Consider the following 24,033-nt stretch of genomic DNA (forward strand, 5'->3'; position numbering starts at 1 on the left):
ATTGGACGCTGAATGCACAGTTTAACCTCATAAATGACACGCAGGAAAGGAGCATTTGTATGGGTTTAAACCGTCAACATCAGCTTCAATTAATCAAAGATATTTTAACCGATCACCAGCTGGATTGCTGCGGGACTGTTGCAGAATATGAACAGGTGGGACGCGTGATTCAATTAATGCTGGCAAAAGAAGATCTGGATGCCGACATTCGTCAGCTGTTAACAGATATTTATGATTACAGCCAAAAGGGCACCTCTGTCAGTTCAATTGATGCACATATTGAGGAGCATCAATCACATCTGTCTGAGTGGGTCGAGAACATTCCACTGTCTTAATGGATGTTTAACCGTTTTAAGAGTGCATTTAGCTCCGCTTGCACTTCTTTTTGCGCCTTTTCATTCCCTTTTCGTTTATGCCAAACGACAAACGATACGGTTTCAGCGAGCACGTACCACGCCATGCGCTTTCGCAAATTGTCCGTCAGCGGGGCGCCGTACATAGAGAGCCAGCTTTCCCAGTTCTCTTCCTCAACATAATGGTATAAAAGCGGTCCAAGATCAATCGCTGGGTCTGCAATCATCGCCCCATCCCAATCGATCAAATAGAGCTGGTTTTCATCTGTCAGCAGCCAATTATTATGATTGAGATCGCAATGACAGACGACCTTGTCCTCAAAATGGACAGCCTCCACATGCTTCTCTAAATACTGGATGGCACGCGAAATGTCTTGTGAATCAATTTGCTCGTTTAATATGGACTGTTTCAGATGCATCAGAATGGATTCTGGGTCTAGAGAGTGCTTCTCTAATCGTTTCAGCATATCGAGCAATTCTTTTGATGTATGGATTTTTCTTAGCTGCTCTGCTACAGGACGATCATTCATGTCCTTTGGCTTCAGCTCTCTGCCGCTCAGCCAGTGCTGTGCAGTAATCACATCTCCATTTTCCATCCGTTTTGTCCAGACAAGCTTCGGCACAATGCCTTCAGCTGACAAAACCGCAAGAAACGGTGACGTATTGCGTTTTAAAAATAGCTTTTGGTCATTGTGTGTTGCGAAGTACGCATCTCCCGTAGCGCCTCCAGCCGGAGAGATGTGCCATTCGCTACCTAATATTTGTCCCAACCAGTTCATATCAATTTTCAACCCATCATTTCTTAAAATATTTTAAATCTTGCTTTTTTAGTCGACAAAATTCAGCCGATTGAGGATCAATTGGCTGTTTCTTTTTTTATTTATATGATCATAAAAACAAAAAGGACAGCTATTGAGAATGAGATGCTAAACAATAGCCGTCCTATAGATTTTATCGTTACCTTCTTATACTCGTCAAGCAAAACTAAAAAATCAGGACAAGAACCTTACGAAAAAGAAGGCTTTTTTCATGGTTCTTTGACTAAGGATATACCGCAAGTTATTTAAGCACGTAATTTTAAGGATCGTTCACTTGCCTTTACAAAGACAGGCGTTGCGCCGATCACTTCTCCATCGGCGTGAAATAAGATTTTTTCATCTGCTTCTAAAAACGCTTCCTCATGCTGAAACAGGGTAACCCCCTTCATCCCAAGGTGCTTTCGGAACACCATCGCGCTTAGAAACAAGAGGACTTTGAATGGATTCAAATCTGTGACAACCAACGTTTGAAAACCTGGCTGCCTCGCACTCACTTCCGGTGCCGCTTCCAGCCCTCCCCCGTAATACGGGTGATTGCAGACGATCACAAACCACACTTGGCGAAAGACTTTCTTCTCATTTTCAATAAATAACGCAAGATCAAACGGCTTAAACGACCATAAAGAATGGAGAAATGACAGAGGGTAGATGATAAAGCCAAGCCCCAGCCGTTTCAGCCACTTTTTCCCTCTAAAATGCACCGTTTTCCTCAGTACATGTGCGTCAAACCCCGCACCGATATGATTGAGAAAGAGAACAGATTGCGGACTTTCGGCATGATCTTGAAAGGAGCCGAGAGAAAATGTTTTGGTGAGCATTCTCTTTTGCTTTCTCACTTCTTTTAGGACATCATGACGATGGATACCGAGACCCTTCGCAGCATCATTCCAATGACCAGCAGGGACAAAACTAAGCTGCACATGATCGATTTCCTTTAAGCCATTCAGTACTTCATGAATGGTGCCGTCACCGCCAATAACAATCAAGCGCTTCAGCCTGTCATCCTGCATGGCACTGATTTGTCTTGCCAAAACTTCTGCATGGCCTTCATGCTGGGTGAGAAATGATCGATAAGAGACCTCCACCTTTTGTAATTCTTTCTCTATGCTCCTCCATGTGCGGAGTCCTTTTCCATGTCCTGCTTCTGGATTAACGATAAAGTACCATTCATTCATATATTAGCTCCACTCAGGTCTCATTTTTCGTGACCTTCCATCATGCCTTTAATCGAGCCATTCCTGTCTTCTTTTGCTGTCTGATTCACCATAAGCAAGCAATGCCTTTGTCGCCTTAAATTGCTGATGCTTTGTCGGCGCCGTATTTTTCCGCTGCTTTTCAAACCACTCTTCTGCCTTCTTCTTATCGATAACCTCCATCCCATATGGAACTTCAGGTAAATCAATATAAGAGGTTCGGCTGATGAGGATTTTTTTCACAGGAAGGTCTACACCACTTTGCTGTAAGATCTTTGACACGACGGTGCCAGATCGCAAAAGGCTTGCACAAGGATTCAAGACGGACTGAACAGCTTTCCCAGTCGCCCGTTTTTCCCAAAAACGTTCCTTCGTTCCGATATAGACGCTGTCTGGCTCAGCCTCTAAGAAAGATAAACAGATCACTTCGAGCGGCGTGATGAGTATCGGACATAATTCCATCTCAGCTTTTTGAATGAGCAGCACCGGCTTGTACATCACAAAATAAGAATCCGGAAGCTGCCTTGCAAGCATCCGCAGCTTTTCATCATACCGAATATGATGGGAAACGGTTGAAATATGGGAAATCGTCGAACTCGCCCATTTTAATTGCACTTCAAAGAGATGATCCTTAAAAAAGTGAATCAGCTTCGTTTCATCGGTAGGAACGTTTCTGAAAACCCCTTGCTCTATATCTGTCGGCTCGTTAAAAAGACTCAGGTCCCGTTCCTTTTTCATATCGGCTTCTTTTTGCTTTCTCTTTAAGGAGAATTTCTTTCTCTTTTCTTCCTCTTGTTCTGGCGCTTGTTGAGGAATTTGATCAAACGGTTGCTGCGCCTCCTCTTTTGAAGCCTTTTTTAACTCGTCCCATCTTTGTTTTTTCAACCGATTGAATTGATTGATGTAGTGATGCGGGTCTTGTTCATATCGTGATATATAATCTTGAATTTTGATAATTTGCGCCATCTGCTGCTCACTCCAACTTCTAGAATCATTTATGTAGTGTAAATTGTTTGACTGCGTGATAACGAGGGGTTTCCTTCGGACGTATTTCAAATAAAGTGATACGAGAAACCTCCATCACATATGGCTCTTTGCGTAAAGGTGCTTGCTTTTCATAAGGGTCATCCGCATTCCATTTGCGCGCAATCGTCATATGCGGATGAAACGGTCTCTTTTCAACAGGGTGTCCTGCTGCCAAGACGGCTTCCTTTACCTTTTCTCTTAAGTGCATGAGCGGCTCACTTTCATGAGGCTTTGCAAAAAAGACTCTTGGGCGTTCCTTCGCACCAAACTGCCCTACCTCATTCAGCTCTAGTGGAAATGCAGACGCTTCATTTGAAAGGATGTCAAGCAGGTGAATGATCTTTTTTAAACGCTCTTCTGGAATGGCGCCTAAAAAGATAAGGGTCACATGATAATCATGTGGTGCTGTCCATTTTTGAAAGAACAGTCCGCTCCTTTGATCAATGTCTTGTTTGATTTGATGCGCAAGTTGTTCAGGGATGTGAATCCCTATAAAATAATGACGGTTTTCTGACACAATATCACCTGTCCTTTTTTAACAAACTTTACGAATCCCCATTGATGATAGTATAACTAAAGAAATGCGGAATGAGAAGAAAGGGTGTCATCTGATGAAAGTTGCACAAAATATAGCTGAGCTGATTGGCGATACACCGCTTGTCAAATTACAGCGGCTTCAGCCAGAAAATGCGGCGGCTGTTTACTTGAAGCTGGAATCATTTAATCCGAGCGGAAGTGTAAAAGACCGCGCGGCTTACAATATGATCGTCGAGGCAGAAAAACAAGGGAAACTCACAAAAGGAGCAACCATTATTGAGCCTACGAGCGGGAATACAGGGATTGGTTTAGCCATGAATGCCGCCGCAAGAGGCTATAAAGCCATTCTTGTCATGCCTGATACGATGACAAAGGAAAGAATCAATATTTTGAAGGCATACGGGGCGCAGGTCGTCTTAACCCCAGGAGAAGAAAAAATGCCAGGCTGCATCCGTAAGGCTGAGGAACTGGCTGCTCAAATTCCTCACAGCTTTATTCCCATGCAATTTGACAACAGGGCGAACCCAGATGCGCATAGAGGAACAACAGCAGTCGAAATTATGGAAGCTGTGAAACAACTTGGACAGCCACTTGGAGCCTTTGTCGCAACAGCTGGAACTGGCGGTACTATTACAGGAACTGGAGAGGAATTAAAAAAGGCATTCCCTCATTTAACCATCCGTGTGGCAGAGCCTAAGGGTTCCCCTGTCTTATCTGGCGGGAAACCTGGGAAGCATAAACTCGTTGGCACAAGCCCAGGATTTATCCCCCATATTTTAAACGAGCACGTCTATGATGACATCGTTCAGGTAAGTGACGAAGATGCTTATCACATCACACGGCAGCTCGCTCAGCTTGAAGGAATTTTAGTAGGCCCATCCTCTGGGGCGGCTTGCTATGCAGCCATTGAAACAGCCAAGCAATTGCCGGCAGATCAAATTGTGATCTGTATGACAGCAGATACGGGCGAACGATACTTATCAAGTGATGTTTTTCAAGATTAAAAAAGGAACAGGGCGATGAATCCCTGTTCCTTTTTCTTCATTTCACGGTTAAGATGTTTTGACAGATTTCACCTCAGCCTGCTCCCCTCTGACAAGTAAAGCCTGTTCATCAGTAAGCGGACATAAATCAAGCGTCTGCTGATGCTTCTCTGTGATTTGCTGCGCAGCCTCGCCTAAATAGGTATTGTGCATATGCGGTACTGGATAGCGGCTTATTTCATTGAAAGCTTGATATGATGAAAGCTCCGGTGCCTTCTTTTGATCATCCATCAGAGAGATATATTCAATGCTTGGTGCCATGATAATACTCCCAGCAGACTCTCCGATGTACAGCTTGCCGTTGTTGATTTCTTCTTTCAACACGTCATCGAGACGATGCTTTCTTAACTCCTGCAATAAATAAAACGTGTTGCCTCCTGACACGTAGATCACATCATTTTGTTTGATCATCTGCGAGATCTCTTCAGCGGACTGTTCATCTATCTGCACAGTCTCAAGCTGCATCCCTAATTGCTGAAAGGCTTCCTTCGCTGCCTCTACATAGTGCGTGACTTCTTCTACAGCACTTGCCGTTGGAAAGAAAGTCACGTGCTTTCCTTTTAAAGATTCACCCGCAAAGTCAGATAAGAGAGAATAGCTGTCTTTGAATGAAGAGCATAAGAACATTTTTTTCACTATGAATTCCCTCTTCTCTTTTCCATTTCTATTTTGCTAATTCATACATAGCTTGTGCGTAAAGAGCAGCTGCTCTCAGTAAGTCATCAATTTCAATATATTCATCCTTTTGATGGGCGCAGTCTGGTCTGCCAGGAAATAAAGGTCCAAAGGCAACGCCTGCTTCTAAAGATCTCGCATACGTTCCTCCCCCAATGGCAATAAGGGTTGCAGGATCTCCCGTTTGTTCCTCATATACCCGCTGCAAGGTTTTCACAAGCGGATGATTTTTTGAGACGTGATGCGGAGGGCTGTCTTCGAATTTTAGCAGGGCTGCCCCTTTGATGCTTTCAATTCCTTTTTTGACGTCCTTGCCGTCTGCTGTTACTGGATAGCGGACATTTAACCCTAGCTTTGCTTCCTCATTCTGTTTAAAGCGGATTGTCCCAACATTCAACGTCAAATCTCCACTAATCTCATCTTTGCAAGCAATTCCCAGCTTTTGTCCTCTTGTATCTTGATCAAATAAAGCGTTGATTTGGGAAGTAAAGGCAAGTCCCTGCTCATCTAATTCGTGTCCGCATAAGAAATTCGCCATATGAATGCCCGCATTTGTCCCATGCGCCGGCTCCATGGCATGAACGGACACCCCTTTTAATGTAAAATGCAGTCCATCTGCTGCGCTTTTTACCTCACCAGATAATTGATGATCAGCAAGATAGGCTTCGAAGGCTGTTTTTAATGATTCAGCATCGTGTTCCTGTGCAGCAGTCACAGTAGCAGCTGCCTCATCTGGTACCATATTGAGCCTCATACCCGATGTAAATTGCTTCAGCGTATAGCGCGGATGATTCGCTGTTTGTTGATATGTAAATGACACAACCGCATCAATGATCCCTTTTTCCGCATGAATAATCGGAAAATCGGCATCTGGTGCAAATCCAATTTGCGGCATTGGCTCATGCTTGAAATAATGATCCACACAGCGCCAATCACTTTCTTCATCTGTTCCAATGATCATGCGGATTTTTTTCGACAGCTGCAGACCAGAATCTTTTAAGATCTTCAGCGCATAAAATGCCGCCATGGTTGGGCCTTTGTCATCAATAGCCCCGCGTGCAAAGATTTTATTTTCTCTGATGTCAGCTGAAAATGGCGGGGTTGTCCAGCCGTCACCAGCAGGCACCACGTCCACATGGCAAAGCACACCTACAATGTCATCGCCTTCCCCATATTCAATATGACCCGCATAGCCGTCGACATTCTTGACTGTGAAGCCTTCGTCTTCCCCTTTTTTCAGCATATACTGCAGGGCATCATCGACTTTTTCACCAAATGGCTTTCCTTCTTTGCCGCCTTCTTCATCAAGGACACTTTCAATTTGTAAAAAAGATTGTGTGTCCTTGATCAAATCGTCTTTTTTTCGTATTACTTCAGCTTCCCAATTCATTTTTCCATTCCTCCTTGAAAAAAGGTTGCAATCCACCCTTAAAACGAATATTATATTAATTGTTTTGTAATAATGTTCGTAAATGGAGGATTTTATGTTTCAGTTAAAAGAAAATCAAACCAACATAAAGAAAGAAATCATCGCTGGTATGACGACATTCTTTACTATGGTCTATATTGTTGCCGTCAACCCGGGAATTCTTTCAAAAGCAGGTATTCCTTTTGACCAAGTCTTTACTGCTACAATCATCGCTGCTGTTGTCGGTACGCTCTGGATGGCACTATTTGCAAACTATCCGATTGCCATTGCACCAGGCATGGGGCTGAATGTCTATTTCACCTTTACCGTTGTCGGCGGTGGCGGCATCAGCTATCAAACAGCGTTTAGTGCGGTATTTGTTGCTGGTATACTCTTTATTATTTTATCGTTAACATCCCTTAGAAAACAACTGATTCAAGCCATTCCAGATAATTTAAAGTACGGCATTACAGCAGGAATTGGGCTTTTCATTGCATTCATCGGCCTTCGTCAGTCTGGGATCATCGCTGCTGATCCAGAAAACCTTGTGAAGCTTGGCAATTTAAGCTCGCCTGTTGTCATTTTAACGCTTGTCGGCTTAATGATTTCGGTTATTTTAATGGTTCTGCAAATAAATGGTGCACTGTTTATCGGTATGTTAGCGACCACATTGATTGCGCTCGCAACCGGCCAGCTTCATTTCCCTAAAACACTGATGGACATCCCTGCACTGCCTGAAGGCATGCTGATTACAAATCCAATCTCTGCCTTTGGTGACGTGTTCTCTCATCATTTGTATGCCGTCGTCTTCTCCTTCTTACTGGTGACGATTTTTGATACAACAGGCACGATGATCGGCGTTGCAGAACAAGCCGGATTAATGAAAAATGGCCAGCTGCCAAAAGTGCGCAGAGCCCTGCTCGCTGACTCGGCTGCAACGACGGTTGGTTCTATGTTTGGTACAAGCCCAACCACTGCTTATATTGAATCATCATCAGGAGTTGCTGCTGGCGGAAGAACTGGGCTGACGTCTCTAACGGTCGCTGCACTGTTTATTGTGGCATTATTTTTTGGCCCGCTCGTTCAAGCGATTTCTTCTTTACCATCCATCACATCACCTGTTTTAATCATTGTTGGCTGTTTGATGATGAACTCAGTGTCACGCATTCGCTGGAACGAACTAGACGAAGCATTCCCTGCTTTTCTTGTCATTCTTTCGATGCCGCTGACTTCTAGTATCTCTACCGGGATTTCACTTGGATTTATTTCATATCCACTTGTGAAATTGGCGAAAGGGAAATGGAGAGAAGTACATGTGCTTGTTCTCATCTTTGCGGTCTTATTTTTCATTCAGCTCTTTTTCTTAGAAGGATAACAGAAACAAAAAAGGCACATCCTCACATGGAATGTGTCTTTTTGCTTTTCACTGAATTTTTTATTTTGTAAATTTTCTGTGTTTATTTTTCGGACATTTGAAAATGTCAGCTCCAATCGCATCCCTTATCATTATTGGGTTGTAACCGGATTCAAATCATGATATATACCATATTTTATTTCATGAAGACAAGTTTAAAAACACGTAAAGTTGACTTTTTGGTGGAACTAGATGCATAATAACGTGTATAATAGAATAAAACATTAAGAAACACGAACATTTACCATTGTTGCTTGTCCTTATTTCGCAGTTTTAGTGTAGTAAGTTGTGGTTAGTCAAGTCCATCCGATCTTATTGATAGGGAGTGGTTTTTTGAAACCTTCAACAAACCGTATGATGACTCGAATCAAATCAGTCTATATGTTCATTCAAGAGAAAGGTCTTGTGACGACACAAGAGCTGGTTGATGAATTCGGGATCACACCTAGAACCATTCAAAGAGACTTAAACGTGCTTGCCTATAACGATCTTGTTCATAGTCCAAGCAGAGGCAAATGGGAAACAACGAGAAAAAAAGTAAAAATATCATCTTAAGCGTATAATGAATTGTCCATATAACAAAAAGAACCGGCGATATGCCGGTTCTTTTCTTTTACAAATTGTTGACGAAGGGCTAAAATGATTTTTATTTTAGCCCTTTGTCTTCTTTACAGCGTGATAGAAAACCTTTGAAGTCTAGGAAGAACGAGCACTGGCGCGGAGCGAATTTAACATTCGTGAGCACCAGCGCGCAGGACTGACAAAGAATGCGAGGGTTTGTCTACACGCTGAAGAACCGGCGATATGCCGGTTCTTTTCTTTTGTTCTTACGTTATTCACGATTCATTAAGCTGTCTAATTCTTCATCCGTCAATTCACGGTACTCTCCAGGTGCTAGATCTTCATCTAAAGAGACAGCCCCCATCGAGAGCCTTTTTAAAAAGATCACTTCATTTCCCACCGCTTGCGCCATCAGCTTCACTTGATGGTACTTCCCTTCAGTAATCGTCAAACGGATGCGTGTATCTTCCTCTTCATTTGCATCTACTTCCACCTTCGCCGGCTTCGTGTGATAATCATCTAAAATGACAACGCCCTCTTCAAGACGCTTAATGTCTTGATCTCCTAAAGGATTTTTCAAATGAACCTCATACGTTTTTGGCACATGCTTTTTTGGGGAAAGTAATTGATGAGCAAGCTGTCCATCATTTGTGAGGAGAAGGAGACCGACCGTATCCTTATCCAGTCTCCCCACAGGGAATGGCTCCCTTGCGATATCCTCCGGCTCAAGTAAATCAACAACCGTTTCATCCCGCAGATCTTCAGTTGCCGAGATCACCCCGTCTGGCTTGTTCATCATTAAGTAAATGAATTCTTTATATTCTACACGCTCTCCGTGTACGAGTACTTCATCATTTGATGGATCAACATGATCTTTCACCTGCTTTGCCACTTCTCCATTCACTGTGACCGCCCGGGCTTTGACAAGCTTTTTCACATCTTTTCTTGAACCAAAGCCGCTGTTAGCAAGTAATTTATCAAGCCTCATGAATATCTACCTCTTCTTAACTCTTTTTTCTTAAAAATTTCGGCATACGGCTGCCCAGTACACGCTCTAGTAATCCCACCTTATAAGACAAGTACATATACACACCGCCGCCAGTGATCGTGGAAATCAAAATCACGATACCCGCTTGTACAATTCCGCCTTCATAGGAAATCACTTGGTTCACAAGCTGACTTGTCATATATGCCACCACACCCATGATCGCCGTTAAAATACCAATGAGAATAAAACGTTTGAAAATTCTGCGGAACGAATAGCCGGCATGGCGTTTAATCATGATAAACATATACAAGATGGACGCACTGTAGCCTAATGCTGTTGCCAATACAGAACCATTTCCTTGCAGCCAGCTGATCAGCGGGATGTTCAGAACCGTTTTAATAATGATCCCTAACAAAAGACTGACGATCGCAAATTTTTGTTTGTTGATCCCTTGCAGAATCGCTGCATTAATGGTGAATAAAGAAAACAATAATGCAACAGGTGCATACCAGAACAAAATGGAAATCCCAATCTCAGGATGAACAGACGGATAGAAAAACCAATAAGCCGGTCCAGCCAATGCCGAGATACCAAATGAAGCAGGCAGCACGAAAAATAAAATGACTTGCATCGTCTGATCAATTTGTCTATTGAGCAGCTTGTAATTACGTGCTGTAAATGATTCCGTAATCGTCGGAATCAATGTTAAGCCAAACGCTGTGGCAAGTGACACAGGAATCATCACGACCTTCGGTAAATATAACGTCACAATGGACAATACCGCTGTACTAATATCCTGATGTCCGGATGCAATCATGGCTCTGTTAATTGTGTTTGTATCGATATAAGAATAAATAGGAATCGCAAGTCCAACAAACACATACGGCGCCGCATAGCTAAACAGCTCTGTAAACATTTGCTTATAAGATAAATCAGAGTGAGCGCCTGTATTCGGCTGCATGGCTAAGAGCCTGTCCTTCCGCTTCAGCCAATATAAATAAAGCGTGAATAAACCGCCAAATGCACCGATCAGAGCCGCAAATGTTGCATATCCGACAGCAATGACAAGCCCGCCGTCAAGCACCTTTAAAATAATAAACGTTGCCGTTAATAGGAAGATGATTCTGACAAGCTGTTCAATCACTTGGGAAACAGCTGTCGGTCCCATCATGGAGTGTCCTTGGAAGAACCCGCGTACAAGACTCATGATCGGTACAACCAAAAGACCTAAGCTGACCATTCGAATCACATATACTACTTGATCGACAGTCAAACCGCCTGTTTCATTTGATCCGCCAAGCTGAATCTTGGCAAAAATCGGTGCGGACAAATATAAAATAGAAAAGGCGATCATCCCGGTGACAAGCATGACCGACATACCCGCCCTGAACATTTTTCTTGTTGTCTCATAATCGCCGATCGCATTATATTTGGAAACAAATTTTGATACCGCTGTTGGAAAACCAAGCGTAGCGATACTTAAAAAGATCGTATACTGATTGTATCCATATTGGAATAGCGCACCACCAGTAGCTCCAACCATTGCGCTAAATGGAATTAAATAAATCATACCAAGAATACGAGAGAGATACGTCCCTATCGTTAAAACCAACGTACCACGAAGCAGTTTATTAGACATGCGCTTAACCACCATTTTTCTAATGAATATTCAACTTAACTATTTTACCACATCAATTCAATACACAGGTAACAAATCCAATACGGAAGTCACAAAACCAATCAATTCATATTTCAGCCTTCCCTAATCTTCGTTATAATAGAAAAATGACTGAAAGTAGAAAGAGGAATGTAACATGAAACATTATGATGTCATTGTCATTGGCGGCGGACCTTCTGGGCTGATGGCCGCGATTGCATCAGCAGAGCACGGTGCGACTGTTCTGTTAATTGACAAAGGAAACAAACTTGGCAGAAAGCTGGCCATTTCTGGCGGCGGACGCTGTAACGTCACCAATCGCCTTCCAGTAGAAGAAATCATCAAACATATTCCCGGAAACGGCCGTTTTCTATATAGTGCATTTTCTGAGTTCAACAACGAGGATATTATTTCGTTTTTTGAAAACCTTGGCATTGAACTAAAAGAAGAAGACCATGGACGTATGTTCCCTGTCTCAAACAAAGCACAATCTGTTGTGGATGCCCTTCTAGACAGGCTCCGAGCCCTCAATGTCACCATTCGAACGAACGAAAAAATTAAAACAGTTCTGTATCAAGACGGACAAGCAGCTGGAATTGTTACAAATAATGATGAAAAAATTTCAAGTAAGTCTGTCGTCATTGCTGTCGGCGGAAAAAGTGTGCCGCATACCGGCTCTACTGGTGACGGCTATGCATGGGCAGAAGCAGCCGGTCATACCATTACAGAGCTCTTCCCAACAGAGGTACCGGTCACATCCGATGAACGATTTATTAAAGAAAAAGTGCTTCAAGGTCTTTCTTTAAGAAGTGTGGCTGTCAGTGTTTTAAATAAAAAAGGGAAACCCGTCGTCACACATGTCATGGATATGATTTTTACTCACTTTGGTTTATCAGGTCCAGCTGTTCTTAGATGCAGCGGATTTGTTGTGAAGGAATTGAAAAAACAACCGACAGTCCGCCTGCAAATAGACTTATATCCGAAGCTGAATGACGAGGAGCTGTTCCAGAAGCTTCATCGTGACCTTAAAGATGAACCGAAGAAAGCCATTAAAAATGTCCTCAAGTCTTGGATGCAAGAACGCTATTTATTGTTTCTGTTAGAACGGAACGGGATTGATCCACAAGACACATTCTCTGGTCTAGCCAAGGATAAACTGCGTGCATTTGCCCATGATTGTAAACATTTTATTGTGCATGCAAATGGTACGCTATCCTTGGACAAAGCGTTTGTGACAGGAGGCGGCGTTTCTGTGAAGGAAATTGAACCGAAGAAAATGGCGTCTAAAAAAATGCCCGGTCTTTATTTCTGTGGAGAAATTTTAGACATCCATGGCTACACAGGCGGCTACAATATCACATCAGCACTTGTGACAGGCAGGCTTGCCGGCATGAATGCTGCACTAGAAACAAAGGAGAGAGATCAATGATCAGACGTGCATTACCGATTGTTCTTGCGGTCGTTATCAGTTTGACAGCCGCTGTTTTCTTGAAGCTGTCCATTACCCCGTTAAAAGTCGCCATTGTTTTGGCGTTTACCATTTTCGCCGTATGTTTAAAAGAATATGTCTACCGTCTTCGCAAACGGATTGAGGAAAAATCGTCTTCCCATATCGATAGTTGATAAATGGAAGCAAAACATGTTACGGTAAAGTAGAGGTCGAGTGAGAAGCTCGCCTCTTTTTGTTTGAAATAAGTTGAGTTAGGGGATATTAAGCGAAGTCCTCTGCTTAAACGTGTAGAACAACAGGAGAGTGAGATGGTGTGAAAAACGTATCAAGTGTATTTTGGATTGTGATTGCGATCACATTTGTTGCCGTGATGTGGGGAGCGTTTTCTCCAGACACATTGCAAAATGTCACAGATCAAATTCAAACATACATTACAAATGACTTTGGCTGGTATTACTTGTTAGTGGTATCACTGCTTGTCGGCTTTTGTCTATTCTTTATCTTTAGCCCAATCGGTAAGATTACGCTAGGAAAACCGGGGGAAGAGCCTGAATTTGGTTTATTTTCTTGGTTTGCTATGCTATTTAGTGCCGGTATGGGAATTGGTCTTGTTTTTTACGGAGCAGCTGAACCGATCAGCCACTATGCTATTCAGTCACCAACAGGGGAGACTGAAACTGCGCAGGCCTTCCGCGATTCCCTTCGCTATACATTTTTCCACTGGGGGCTTCATGCATGGGCTATTTATGCAATTGTTGCACTTTGCATTGCTTACTTTAAATTTAGAAAAGATGCACCTGGTTTAATCAGTGCAACACTGCAGCCCGTTTTAGGAAATAAAATTCACGGATGGATCGGTAAAACCATCGATTGTATTGCGGTATTTGCAACTGTGGTTGGTGTTGCAACAAGCCTAGGATTAGGTGCGGCACAAATAAATGGTGGATTGAATTATCTTTTTCATATTCCAATTGCCTTTAGCACACAATTGATCATTATTATCATTGTGACGGTGCTTTTCCTTGCATCTGCTTTAAGCGGGATTGGAAAAGGCATTAAATACTTAAGTAATATCAATATGGTATTAGCAGCTGTTCTGATGTTTTTCTTACTTTTGGTAGGTCCAACTGTTTTTATCTTAAATTCATTTACTGACTCGATTGGACAATACTTATCCAATATCGTTCAAATGAGCTTCCGTCTATCTCCAAATGATCCTGAAAAGAGAGAATGGATTAATGGATGGACGATCTTTTATTGGGCATGGTGGATTTCTTGGGCACCATTTGTCGGGATCTTTATCGCTAGAGTGTCACGCGGGCGAACAATTCGCGAATTTTTAGTGGGTGTCTTAGTCGCTCCTTCCATCCTAGTCTTCCTATGGTTCTCGATTTTCGGTGTATCTGCAATGGACTTACAGCAAAAGAATATTGTCGATGTTGCAGGTCTTTCAACTGAAACGATGCTCTTCGGTGTACTGAATGAATATCCGCTGGCGATGATTACATCGATACTGGCACTCATTTTAATCGCCGTATTCTTTATTACATCGGCTGATTCAGCTACATTTGTGCTTGGAATGCAGACAACCTACGGATCATTGAACCCTTCTGGCAGTGTCAAAGTCAGCTGGGGCATTATCCAATCGGCTGTTGCTGCTGTGCTTTTATTTTCAGGGGGACTTGAAGCCCTGCAAAATACAGCCAAGCTCGCAGCCTTGCCGTTCTCCGTTGTCATTATATTGATGATTGTCTCGCTGTATAAATCACTAAATGATGAACGAAGAATCATCAAACAAACCAATCAAGTCAATAAACCAAGAAGTCCAAGAGTAAAAAAAGCATAATCGCAAGCGAGAAAAAGCCGTTCCTTATCCGAACGGCTTTTTTCTATATATACAATTTAAGATTGTCGCGAGCTTGAGGATTCCTTTAAAATAGTGATGAATCATCACTTTCTACATAATGGAGGTTTATATGACGTTACCTACGTTCAAGTACAACCCAGATCCAGTTTCGTTAAACGTGATCAAAAAAGAGCATACGACATGTCCTGTTTGTGAGAAAGAAAGAGATTATGTGTACCATGGCCCTTTTTATACTGTTGAAGATGTGGAGGGAATTTGTCCTTGGTGCATTAAAGATGGATCAGCGGCGAAAAAATACAATGGAACCTTTCAAGACGATGCGAGCTGTGATGACGTCGATCAAGAGGAATATATCGATGAGCTGATCTTCAGAACGCCAGGCTATCGCGGATGGCAGCAAGAATATTGGTTAAGTCATTGCGGAGATTTTTGCGCAATCGTCCAGTATGTCGGCTGGAAAGAGATTGAACATCTAGAGGAAGAACTCGCCGAGGATATCGAAGACATTTGCAGCGGCGAAGGATTAACGAAAGAGAACCTAAAGCAATGGCTCGTCAACGGAGGAGACTTACAAGGCTATCTTTTTCAATGTGTTCACTGCAACAAGCACCGGTTATATATTGACGCCAGCTAATCAAAGAAATAGGACCCTTCAAGCAGGTCCTTTTTTGATGCCGTCTATTTTTTATATAAAATGAGTGCAGAAAAACAGTAGAGCTGTTCCCCTCCCTGCTCACAGATCACCGCTACATTGTACTTGATGTCAATGATTTGGTCGTCATCCATTCCTTTTAAAAAATGATTAATTTCGCTCTGCAAATCTTTCTCATGCTCTTCATCAAATACAGCTACCTTTAGCACCTATGCCACTCTCCCTTCTCTCGCTACTCTATCTTTATGCACATAGAGAGAGGCATATGAACAAAAAAACCTTTCATCGTTAAGATGAAAGGCCTTCTAATTACAGCTTCGGTTTTGTTTCTCCTGTCCAAGCAAGCATCCCGCCAACGACATTTGTTGCTTGGTAGCCTTGATCTTCTAGGTAATAGCAGACATTTTCACTACGTTTACCAGAGCGGCAAATAATATAATATTCCTGCGTTTGATCGAATGCATCCAGCTTCTCAGGGATATCGCCCATTCGAATGTGAATAGCTTCCGGGATCATCCCTTCTGCTACCTCTTCATCCTCACGTACATCGACAAGCTGAATGGCATCTTCCTGCTCCAGCTTTTGTTTTAATTCTTCTATTGAAATTTCTTTCACTGACACGACTCTCATCTCTCCTTTTCATTACGGTGACACCATTATAGCAAATGATTCACTTCACTGCGTATTCACCCGCTTCGATTGAAGGAAAGACGGCAGCCGCTTTTTCACTTCTGCTGTCTCGTGCTTAATTTCAAACTCTACCTTTTTAAAGACTTGATAGGCCAGCCACATATGACCGTAGGCGAGTATGCTCACACTAAAAAACGGCACGATTCCCGGTAAATAAGCAAACAGAACAAACAGCACAGCCGAGAAAACAAGCATAGAGAGTGTATATTGCAAGTATGAGATACCGAGCAGAAGAGAGAATTTCAGATAGAGACGTTTTTTCCAATCATAATGAGCAAGCAGCGGAAAAATATAAAATAAGCTCACAATAAACAGAAAACCGAAAATATATATAGCAAAGCGAAGCACATGTAAGAGCCAGCTCGTCGGATAAATATAAGCAAGGTCGACATAAATAATCGTTCCAATGATGAATAGCACCACTCCAATGATGTTAGAGCGTACAAACTCCTCCCTGAATACCTTCCAAAAAGTGCGGAATATATTGACTTGCTCATGACCTTGAATCCACTTTCTCATCACGGAAAATAACGCAGTGGTCGCGGGCATCAAGCCAAAAACGCCAAGCCCTAGAATGGTGAACAAAAGCCATAATAAATTCGTATAGGCGAGTCTCATCACCCACTCACACATCCTCAGCATTCTGCTCATTGAACCATCATGATCCATCTCTTTCCCCTCCTCTCTCTTTACACCGTCTCTTTATGAAACAATTCATCGATTTCAATTGGGCGATTTTCTGTGACAGAGCGCCACATGCCTTCCCCAAGAGCAATCGAATAAGCTCCAGCCTCTGCTCCTGCTAAGATGTCATAGTGAATCAAGGGATCTTTTCCTATAAATAAATCAGCCAAAAGCAGAGGATCTCCTCCGCCATGTCCGCCTGGCTGCTTTACGACTTCAATCGTCTCCTTTGATCCAAACATCGGGTAATAAGAAATTGTTTGTTCTGGGAATTGAAAAGGAATTCTTGATGGCACATGAAACTCATTTGTTTCAATACGCCCCTTCGTCCCATTAATGGCCAGACGATAGCCTTCATATGGGGCTGAGAATTGAATCGAATAACTGAGCAAAGCCCCTTGGTCATAAGCGACTGACGCCACATATGTATCCTCAATATCAATTTCCTGATCAAAAATGCAGGCATCAGGGCGATAATTTGAGTACTGCTGCGTTTGCTCCTGACCGGATTCAATATGGTCGTCCTCCACCTTCGAGCGCTCAACCCGCGGATTCCACCTTGCTTCATAACGACATATATCCTTCACATGGCATGTTCCGCAAAATCTATTTTCCTCCCCCTGCAAGGGATTCCAAGGGCTTTCGCTGCCGTAATAGTTCAGCGCCCCGTAAGCAAATACTTGCTTCGGCTTTTGATCAATCCACCAGTTGACCAAATCAAAATGATGCGTCGACTTATGAATGGACAGCCCGCCAGAAAATTGACGTGTGCGGTTCCACCTCTTGAAATAACTAGCACCATGGTACGTATCAATGAGCCAGCTCAGTTCAACAGATGTGACCCTTCCAATTTTCCCGTCTAAAATAAGTTCTTTTACTTTTCGATGGAAAGGATTGTAGCGATAATTAAAGGTGACCGTGACCTTCCCTTTACTTTCCGCCTCTTTTTCCATCACTTTTTTGGCGTCTTTTGCTGTTGTCACCATCGGCTTTTCAGTGATGACATCTAGATCATGGTCAAGTGCCTGCATGATATATGTGACATGTGTGTCATCCCTGCCTGCCACAATGACGATATCTGGCTTTGTTTCCTTGACCATCTGATCAAATGCATCTTCATGAAAAAACGAAACGCCCCGGAGTGATGGAAAACGCTCCTGACAAAGTGTATACCGCTGATGATCTATATCTAGGAGTCCTGTAATCCGATAATGCTCATTGAAATCCTCTGTGAGCGGTTTAATAAACATATTGAACGCACGATGGCTCAGCCCGCAAATCACGACCCGTTTCACATTCCCCACCCCATTTTCTATTGGTTTTCACGAAGCTGTTTCATAAGAGACAGCGCCTCTTCCGTCTTATCAGCATACACGGGAATGAAAGCGACCATATCCCGGTGTAATTGAAAGGTATAGCCGTTGAGTTTTTTCTTTCCTTTATTGATTTGAACCGCATAATCGACCGTTTTCCCTGTCTTTTTGTCATCGACCGTATATGGTCCTGCTGCTTGACCGCCTATTTCCATCTCTTCAAGCAGCTGAAAGCTTTCAGGATCATCATATGTTCTAAACATTTCTTCTGGAACAAGCATCACGTCCCCCTCTTTTGAGGTAATTTCAACAAGAAGCTTTTCAGGAATCGCCGGAAAGATGTGGACGCTATACGTCTCTTGTTCCGGCTGAAAAGCCTTCTCCACTAATTGATCCTTCATCCCCTTTGACATATCAGAAAAAATCAGAACATCGATCCCGTTTGTTTTCCCCTGACAGGCAGATAAACAAAGGGCAGCGATGATACTGATGAGCCATACGGCGGCTCTTTTTTGCCTCCTCATGCCTTTTGAAAAACAGACAGCTTTTCTAGCTCAGTTAACGCCATAATAAAAGCGCCTGCCCCGTGCAAGTCATTAGTGCTCCGCTCTCTTCCAACGTAGTAATCATAAAATCCCGCAGATGTTCCAATACAAATATCATTGATGGTAAAATCACCATTTTCTTTCTCAGCCGTCTTATGCTGAATCAAGCCTTGATATGCTCTGACCACATGATCAACATAACGGAGGCTCACATACCCTTCATTCATGGCCTTTGCCATGGCATACATGAATAAACACGATCCCGAGCTTTCAAGCCAATTGTCACTGTGATTTCCTTTATCAATGATTTGATGCCAGAGACCTGTCTTTTGATCCTGGTACTTTGCCACACTTTCCAGCATGTCTGTCAGCGTTTCCTTCCACACCTTCCGCCTTTCATGATGCTCGGGCAAGTCCTCAATCATATCTGCTAATGCAAGGACATACCAGCCAAACGATCTTGCCCAAAACTCTGGGGAACAGCCTGTCTTTTGATCAGCCCATGGCATCGTTTTTCGTTCATCCCACGCGTGATAATACAGACCTGTTTGTTCATCTTTCGTATGCTTTCTCATGAGATGCTCTTGATGGATGACCATATCCACTAGTGACTCTTCACCTTTAAGCTGAGCATACTTTAAGGCAAAAGGACCGCCCATGTAGAGACCATCGAGCCACATTTGATAAGCATAATTGTCTTTATGCCAAAATCCGCCCTCAGACGTGCGGTTTAGCGTACGATATAGTCCGCGCAGCTTCTCCGCCGCCAGCACATACCGCTTCTCTCTCGTTCGTTCGTAAAGAGGGAATAAAATGAGTCCTGCTTGAATGGCATCAAGCTCATCCCTGCGAAATAACAGATTACCGTACTCATCAATGAGGGAGTCCGCATAGTTTTTCACATAATCGAAATACGCCTCGTTCCCTGTTGCCTCATATAGCTTCATGACGCCGCAAAGGAAAACGCCTTGATGATAATGCCATCTTCCAGCTGGCGGCAGCTCAATTGGTGTATACGCTTTCATAATGGTTTGTGCTAATTTCTCTGCATGCTCAAGCGGTGATCCCTTTTCAATCGATAAAGTCATTCTTCCTCATCTCCCTTTTTAATAAATACCTTCTTCCCCGAATTTCTTCGCTAAACGGTTTGCCAGCATGACCAAAATAAGTCCAACAGCTGCTTTAAATAAACCAACAGCGGTACTATAGCTGAATTGTCCTTGCTTAAGACCTGCTGTATAGACGTACGTATCAAAAATCTCCGCTACTTCCCGGTTCGTTGCGTTCAGTAATAGATAGACATGCTCAAAGCCAAGCTCAAGCGTATCACCGATTTTTAAAATAAGCAGAACCACAATGACACTTTTAATGGCAGGAAGTGTGATGTGCCACATTTGTCTCAGTCTCCCGGCCCCATCCATTTTTGCTGCTTCATATAGCTGCGGATCTACCGCTGTAATCGCCGCAAGGTAAATGATTGTTGACCATCCTGCTTCCCGCCAGATGACCTGTAAAATATACATCGGTCTAAACCATTCCTGACTAAGAAGGAAGTTAATCTTTTCTCCACCAAAGAAAGCAATCAATTCATTCATTAACCCGCCATCTACTGTTAACAAAACAAAAGATAAGGACACGACAATCACCCATGACATGAAGTGAGGAATATAAATCATCGTCTGTACAAATTTCTTAAACAATGCCAATCTCACTTCGTTTAAAAGAAGCGCTAATAAGATCGGAATTGGAAAGAAAATCACGACATTCATGGCAAATAAAATCAGTGTATTTTTTAATAAGATGAAAAATGTTGGTTCTGTAAACAATCGAATAAAGTGTTTGAAGCCAACCCACTCACTGCCAAGAATGCCGAGAAACGGCTGGTAATCTTGAAAGGCAATGATGAGCCCCCACATTGGCACATATTTAAAAACAATAAAATAAATGAGCCCCGGCAAAATCATTAAATACAAAAACTTTTGACTTAGCAATTGATTAAGTAAGCGCTTTCTTTTTTCACTTTTCAAAGCTGCCGCAGGCACACCCTTGGCAGTGACATCCTCTGTTTTCATTGATAAAGCCTCCCCTCATGCTAATGCATGTGTTAACTGTATCTTAAGGATGAAAAATTCGTCTACAATCATATCAACAGATCATATTTTCATAGGTGATGCTGATCAAAACGTTACATAAAACATAAGAAAATGATCCTAATCTCAGAAAATGATTATTGACAAACCTACCAGATTTTTGGATTAATAAATTAAGGGGAAAAGATTGTTTTGTTTGAAATGGGGGGTTTTATGAAAAGAAGGCAGTACAAATTTTATTACAAGCTAGTGACGTTTTTTTTCATACTTAGTACGATTCCTGTTATCATTGTCGGCATTTTTTCTTATCAGCATTCGCAAAAAACAGCACTTGAAAATATCTCAAATGAAAAGCTCGACAGCGTTAAACAAACGCAATCCAATATTGAGCATATTTTAAAAACTGTTGATCATTCTCTCACTCACTATGTCAGTTCGCCGCCTCTCCTTCAAACACTGGCAGAACCTTTAAATCCAGAACAATTTCAGCTATATAATCAAGTACAGCAGGAACTGAACTACCTGCAAACCTTTGACACCGACCTTTCCAATATTACACTCGTCAGTAAAATGGAAGACTGGTACATGAACAATTCGGGGCTTTATCATGTCACAAGCGAAGACCAAGAAAAAGCGCTGACCTCTTACCTCAATATACCAAGTCACTCCAGCTGGGCACTTGAAGAGAATAATCCACTTGTTGCGACAAAAGAAGGAAAAGCATCCTTTTGTAAGTACAATGTGAATTTAATCAAACAACTGCCTATGAACAGCGTTCAAAAAAAGGGAATCGCTGTCGCCAGCATTCCAAGCTGCGTAATTGCTGATAACATGCCTGACTTCTCTCAATCGGATAGTATGTTTGTGATCGATACCAACGGAAAAGTGCTGCTACATAACCGCAAAGAACAAATTGGTGAATCGCTGAAACATCAGGATTTCGTCAAGCATGTGCTCTCACTTGAAAAACGATCAGGGCAATTTGATATGAAGATCGACGAACTCAACTATCAAATCACATTTCAAAAATCAGATTATAATGAATGGACGTACCTATCCTTTGTTTCTATTCCAGAACTTAAGCAGCAAACGAAATCAATTGGGTGGATTACCTTTATTATCTGCACTATTTTGTTAGCGCTTTCATTACTATTTTCATGGTTTGGTTCCAGACACTTTTATAAACCAATCCGCTTATTATACGAGTCATTTGCACGCAATGAATCATTTTTGCAAAAACAGCCTTTTCAAAATGAATTTGAGTTGATTGAATCGAGTATTAAACAAATGAAGGATCAAAACAATGATTTAGAGGAACGGATTGAGCAGCAAGTGACACACTTACAGCAATACTTTATGGTACGGCTGCTGCTTGGAAAGCTGACAGATGAAGAAGTTAACAACCGGTTCCAAAGCTTAGGCTTTCCTCAGGGCTGGTCTCATTTGTCTATGCTTGTGACCCAAATCGATACGTTAAAAGGAACACCTTATGAAAAAAAAGATGCTGACTTGCTTTTATTTGCGATCAATGGACTGATCGAGCAGATTATTCCGCAAGAGGAGCACCTTCAGCCAACCGTTGTCAATCAGCATCAAACGACGATTATCCTCAACCACTCAAAGTCAGATGAAGAGTTTACTGAATATTTAAATCAATTAGCAGAAAGCATTCAGCAGCGTATTGAAGAAGAGCTCGGTTTATCGATCAGCATTGGGATCAGCCGCCAGTTTAAGGAACTCACGATGGCAAAACATGCTTACATTGAAGGAAAAGAAGCCTTAAAATACAGACTCAAAGCAGAGAAAAAGTCCATTATCTTATATGAGCATATCCAGCAAGGAAAGACGTTCAAAACCCATTTTCCAAAGCAGCTGCAGCATGATTTATTTGATGCGATGAAAGCTGGCGATCAAGGCAAAGCGGATCACTATTTACATGTGCTCCTGCAATCCATTTTTTCTAAAAATGCAGGACCCCACGAATACCATATCGCCCTCGCTCGTTTCTTAAACAATTTAATTGAGCTGATGCATTTGCTGGGCATTGAATTATTTGAGGTTGAAGATAACAAAATGCTCTATGATACGATTTTTGAATTTAAAACCTTTGAAGATACGGAAGCATGGCTGAAACATGAAATCATTCGGCCAATTATTGACCAGCTTGCTGCACGTGAAGACTCACAATACAAAAACATCTCAGAAAAAATCATTCATATCATTCATCAAGAATTCGACTCAGATCTCACATTGGATGAAATCGCCACCCGCCTGCATTACAATCCCAATTATTTAAGCAGCATTTTCAGAAAGGAAATGGATATCTCCTTTAGTGAATATCTCTCTTCCTACAGACACCATGTCGCTAAAAACTGGCTTGTAGAAACCGATATGTCCGTCAAAGAAATTTCGGAAAAACTGAAATATAAAAACCCGCAAAATTTCATCCGATCCTTTAAAAAGCTGGAAGGTACAACTCCTGGGAAATACCGCGACCAGAAAAAAGGCATGTAAGACAAAGAATCCCGCTCTCACAAGAAAGCGGGACTCTTTTATTTAAACTGTTCATTTAAGATGCTGTCTTCCAGCACGGAAAGCGGCTCTCCATACACACGTTCAATATGAGCTGCTCCCCAATCGCATAGCGCATTGAGAATTCTTTCGAGCGACTGTCCGTATTCACTTAATTCATATTCCACTTTAGGCGGCACCTGTTCATAAACAATCCGGTTAATGACCCCATCACTTTCAAGCTCTCTCAGCTGCTGCGTGAGCATTTTTTGTGTGATGTTTGGCATGAGCCGCTTCAATTCGCTCGTCCGTTTTTTCCCGTGTGTCAAATGACATAAAATCACACACTTCCACTTTCCGCCTATGACCTCAAGCGTTGCTTCTACAGAGATATTATATTTTTTCTTTTCCATCGAATGTTCACTCCTCTTTGTACGAACAGGCACTTTTTAGTACCTATATTACAAAAAAGTACGTACTTTTTTTTTCGTCATCTATGTTAGATAATAACTCTTGCCGATCGGCTTCGTCTATCAAAATGTCATCACAGAAGGATGT

Annotated in this window: 25 protein-coding genes; 9 read left to right on the forward strand and 16 right to left on the reverse strand. The window is 42.3% G+C overall.

Annotated features, from left to right (window positions below):
* Nucleotides 1–59: 59 nt before the first annotated feature.
* Complete coding sequence (locus MHB41_RS13490) at nucleotides 60–335, forward strand: YtzH-like family protein (protein ID WP_024424867.1); 276 nt, start codon at nucleotides 60–62, stop codon at nucleotides 333–335.
* Here the strand turns inward: MHB41_RS13490 and MHB41_RS13495 are convergent.
* The 4 genes from MHB41_RS13495 to thpR all read right to left on the reverse strand — a co-directional run bounded on the left by MHB41_RS13495 (nucleotide 332) and on the right by thpR (nucleotide 3,907).
* Nucleotides 332–1,132: a phosphotransferase family protein gene (locus MHB41_RS13495; protein ID WP_024424868.1), complete on the reverse strand. Its 801-nt coding sequence runs from the start codon at nucleotides 1,130–1,132 to the stop codon at nucleotides 332–334. The genes MHB41_RS13490 and MHB41_RS13495 overlap by 4 nt on opposite strands.
* A gap of 284 nt (nucleotides 1,133–1,416) precedes the next feature.
* Nucleotides 1,417–2,346, reverse strand: coding sequence for a YegS/Rv2252/BmrU family lipid kinase (locus MHB41_RS13500; RefSeq protein ID WP_034279500.1), 930 nt, complete (start codon nucleotides 2,344–2,346; stop codon nucleotides 1,417–1,419).
* A 48-nt stretch (nucleotides 2,347–2,394) separates the two neighbouring features.
* On the reverse strand, nucleotides 2,395–3,330 hold the full coding sequence (locus MHB41_RS13505) for a hypothetical protein (protein ID WP_024424870.1): 936 nt from the start codon (nucleotides 3,328–3,330) through the stop codon (nucleotides 2,395–2,397).
* A gap of 25 nt (nucleotides 3,331–3,355) precedes the next feature.
* Nucleotides 3,356–3,907: an RNA 2',3'-cyclic phosphodiesterase gene (thpR, locus tag MHB41_RS13510; protein ID WP_061109490.1), complete on the reverse strand. Its 552-nt coding sequence runs from the start codon at nucleotides 3,905–3,907 to the stop codon at nucleotides 3,356–3,358.
* A 91-nt stretch (nucleotides 3,908–3,998) separates the two neighbouring features.
* Between thpR and cysK the strand changes: the two genes are divergently transcribed.
* Complete coding sequence (gene cysK / locus MHB41_RS13515) at nucleotides 3,999–4,931, forward strand: cysteine synthase A (protein ID WP_183002042.1); 933 nt, start codon at nucleotides 3,999–4,001, stop codon at nucleotides 4,929–4,931.
* 48 nt (nucleotides 4,932–4,979) lie between these two features.
* On the opposite strand, the gene MHB41_RS13520 is transcribed toward cysK, so the two are convergent.
* Together MHB41_RS13520 and pepV are read right to left on the reverse strand one after the other, a co-directional pair.
* Entirely contained in the window at nucleotides 4,980–5,606 is a 627-nt protein-coding gene (locus MHB41_RS13520; RefSeq protein WP_061109492.1) for a Type 1 glutamine amidotransferase-like domain-containing protein, read from the reverse strand.
* Between the two features lie 28 nt (nucleotides 5,607–5,634).
* Nucleotides 5,635–7,035 (reverse strand): dipeptidase PepV, encoded by a 1,401-nt coding sequence (pepV, locus tag MHB41_RS13525; RefSeq protein WP_061109493.1) that lies wholly within the window; start codon nucleotides 7,033–7,035, stop codon nucleotides 5,635–5,637.
* A 94-nt stretch (nucleotides 7,036–7,129) separates the two neighbouring features.
* On the opposite strand from pepV, the gene MHB41_RS13530 reads away from it, so the two are divergent.
* The gene (locus tag MHB41_RS13530; protein WP_034279487.1) at nucleotides 7,130–8,428 is read left to right on the forward strand and encodes an NCS2 family permease; all 1,299 of its coding nucleotides are present in this window, start codon (nucleotides 7,130–7,132) and stop codon (nucleotides 8,426–8,428) included.
* A 372-nt stretch (nucleotides 8,429–8,800) separates the two neighbouring features.
* A complete protein-coding gene (locus MHB41_RS13535) occupies nucleotides 8,801–9,022 on the forward strand; it encodes a DeoR family transcriptional regulator (RefSeq protein ID WP_008356419.1) in 222 nt (73 codons plus the stop codon).
* 277 nt (nucleotides 9,023–9,299) lie between these two features.
* On the opposite strand, the gene MHB41_RS13540 is transcribed toward MHB41_RS13535, so the two are convergent.
* A complete protein-coding gene (locus tag MHB41_RS13540) occupies nucleotides 9,300–10,016 on the reverse strand; it encodes a pseudouridine synthase (RefSeq protein WP_024426193.1) in 717 nt (238 codons plus the stop codon).
* Between the two features lie 16 nt (nucleotides 10,017–10,032).
* Nucleotides 10,033–11,655, reverse strand: a complete 1,623-nt coding sequence (locus MHB41_RS13545; protein WP_340900042.1) for a polysaccharide biosynthesis protein — start codon at nucleotides 11,653–11,655, stop codon at nucleotides 10,033–10,035.
* Nucleotides 11,656–11,830: 175 nt separating this feature from the next.
* Between MHB41_RS13545 and MHB41_RS13550 the strand changes: the two genes are divergently transcribed.
* The 4 genes from MHB41_RS13550 to MHB41_RS13565 all read left to right on the forward strand — a co-directional run bounded on the left by MHB41_RS13550 (nucleotide 11,831) and on the right by MHB41_RS13565 (nucleotide 15,624).
* Entirely contained in the window at nucleotides 11,831–13,102 is a 1,272-nt protein-coding gene (locus tag MHB41_RS13550) for an NAD(P)/FAD-dependent oxidoreductase (RefSeq protein WP_340900040.1), read from the forward strand.
* Nucleotides 13,099–13,296 (forward strand): hypothetical protein, encoded by a 198-nt coding sequence (locus MHB41_RS13555; RefSeq protein ID WP_024424878.1) that lies wholly within the window; start codon nucleotides 13,099–13,101, stop codon nucleotides 13,294–13,296. Before MHB41_RS13550 ends, MHB41_RS13555 begins: the two co-directional genes overlap by 4 nt.
* A gap of 140 nt (nucleotides 13,297–13,436) precedes the next feature.
* A complete protein-coding gene (locus tag MHB41_RS13560; RefSeq protein ID WP_034279475.1) occupies nucleotides 13,437–14,969 on the forward strand; it encodes a BCCT family transporter in 1,533 nt (510 codons plus the stop codon).
* A 130-nt stretch (nucleotides 14,970–15,099) separates the two neighbouring features.
* On the forward strand, nucleotides 15,100–15,624 hold the full coding sequence (locus tag MHB41_RS13565) for a CbrC family protein (RefSeq protein WP_024426197.1): 525 nt from the start codon (nucleotides 15,100–15,102) through the stop codon (nucleotides 15,622–15,624).
* A 44-nt stretch (nucleotides 15,625–15,668) separates the two neighbouring features.
* Here MHB41_RS13565 and MHB41_RS13570 read toward each other — a convergent pair whose 3' ends face one another.
* The 7 genes from MHB41_RS13570 to MHB41_RS13600 form a co-directional block, all read right to left on the reverse strand.
* On the reverse strand, nucleotides 15,669–15,851 hold the full coding sequence (locus tag MHB41_RS13570) for a sporulation protein Cse60 (RefSeq protein ID WP_024424881.1): 183 nt from the start codon (nucleotides 15,849–15,851) through the stop codon (nucleotides 15,669–15,671).
* A gap of 100 nt (nucleotides 15,852–15,951) precedes the next feature.
* Nucleotides 15,952–16,263, reverse strand: a complete 312-nt coding sequence (locus MHB41_RS13575) for a rhodanese-like domain-containing protein (RefSeq protein WP_024424882.1) — start codon at nucleotides 16,261–16,263, stop codon at nucleotides 15,952–15,954.
* Nucleotides 16,264–16,317: 54 nt separating this feature from the next.
* Nucleotides 16,318–17,001: a YesL family protein gene (locus tag MHB41_RS13580; RefSeq protein ID WP_340900039.1), complete on the reverse strand. Its 684-nt coding sequence runs from the start codon at nucleotides 16,999–17,001 to the stop codon at nucleotides 16,318–16,320.
* Between the two features lie 20 nt (nucleotides 17,002–17,021).
* Nucleotides 17,022–18,311, reverse strand: a complete 1,290-nt coding sequence (locus MHB41_RS13585) for a Gfo/Idh/MocA family oxidoreductase (RefSeq protein ID WP_340900037.1) — start codon at nucleotides 18,309–18,311, stop codon at nucleotides 17,022–17,024.
* Nucleotides 18,312–18,328: 17 nt separating this feature from the next.
* On the reverse strand, nucleotides 18,329–18,853 hold the full coding sequence (locus tag MHB41_RS13590; protein WP_061109499.1) for a hypothetical protein: 525 nt from the start codon (nucleotides 18,851–18,853) through the stop codon (nucleotides 18,329–18,331).
* Entirely contained in the window at nucleotides 18,850–19,962 is a 1,113-nt protein-coding gene (locus tag MHB41_RS13595; protein WP_041107328.1) for a glycoside hydrolase family 105 protein, read from the reverse strand. Before MHB41_RS13595 ends, MHB41_RS13590 begins: the two co-directional genes overlap by 4 nt.
* Nucleotides 19,963–19,980: 18 nt before the next feature.
* The gene (locus MHB41_RS13600) at nucleotides 19,981–20,946 is read right to left on the reverse strand and encodes a sugar ABC transporter permease (protein ID WP_024424886.1); all 966 of its coding nucleotides are present in this window, start codon (nucleotides 20,944–20,946) and stop codon (nucleotides 19,981–19,983) included.
* A gap of 231 nt (nucleotides 20,947–21,177) precedes the next feature.
* Here MHB41_RS13600 and MHB41_RS13605 point away from each other — a divergent pair, with 231 nt between their 5' ends.
* The gene (locus tag MHB41_RS13605) at nucleotides 21,178–23,478 is read left to right on the forward strand and encodes a helix-turn-helix domain-containing protein (protein WP_061109500.1); all 2,301 of its coding nucleotides are present in this window, start codon (nucleotides 21,178–21,180) and stop codon (nucleotides 23,476–23,478) included.
* A 38-nt stretch (nucleotides 23,479–23,516) separates the two neighbouring features.
* Here MHB41_RS13605 and MHB41_RS13610 read toward each other — a convergent pair whose 3' ends face one another.
* The gene (locus MHB41_RS13610; protein ID WP_003217763.1) at nucleotides 23,517–23,888 is read right to left on the reverse strand and encodes a winged helix-turn-helix transcriptional regulator; all 372 of its coding nucleotides are present in this window, start codon (nucleotides 23,886–23,888) and stop codon (nucleotides 23,517–23,519) included.
* Nucleotides 23,889–24,033: the final 145 nt, after the last annotated feature.

Origin of the sequence: Bacillus sp. FSL H7-0578 (assembly GCF_038630855.1) — a bacterium.
GTDB classification, from domain to species: Bacteria; Bacillota; Bacilli; order Bacillales; family Bacillaceae; genus Bacillus; species Bacillus safensis.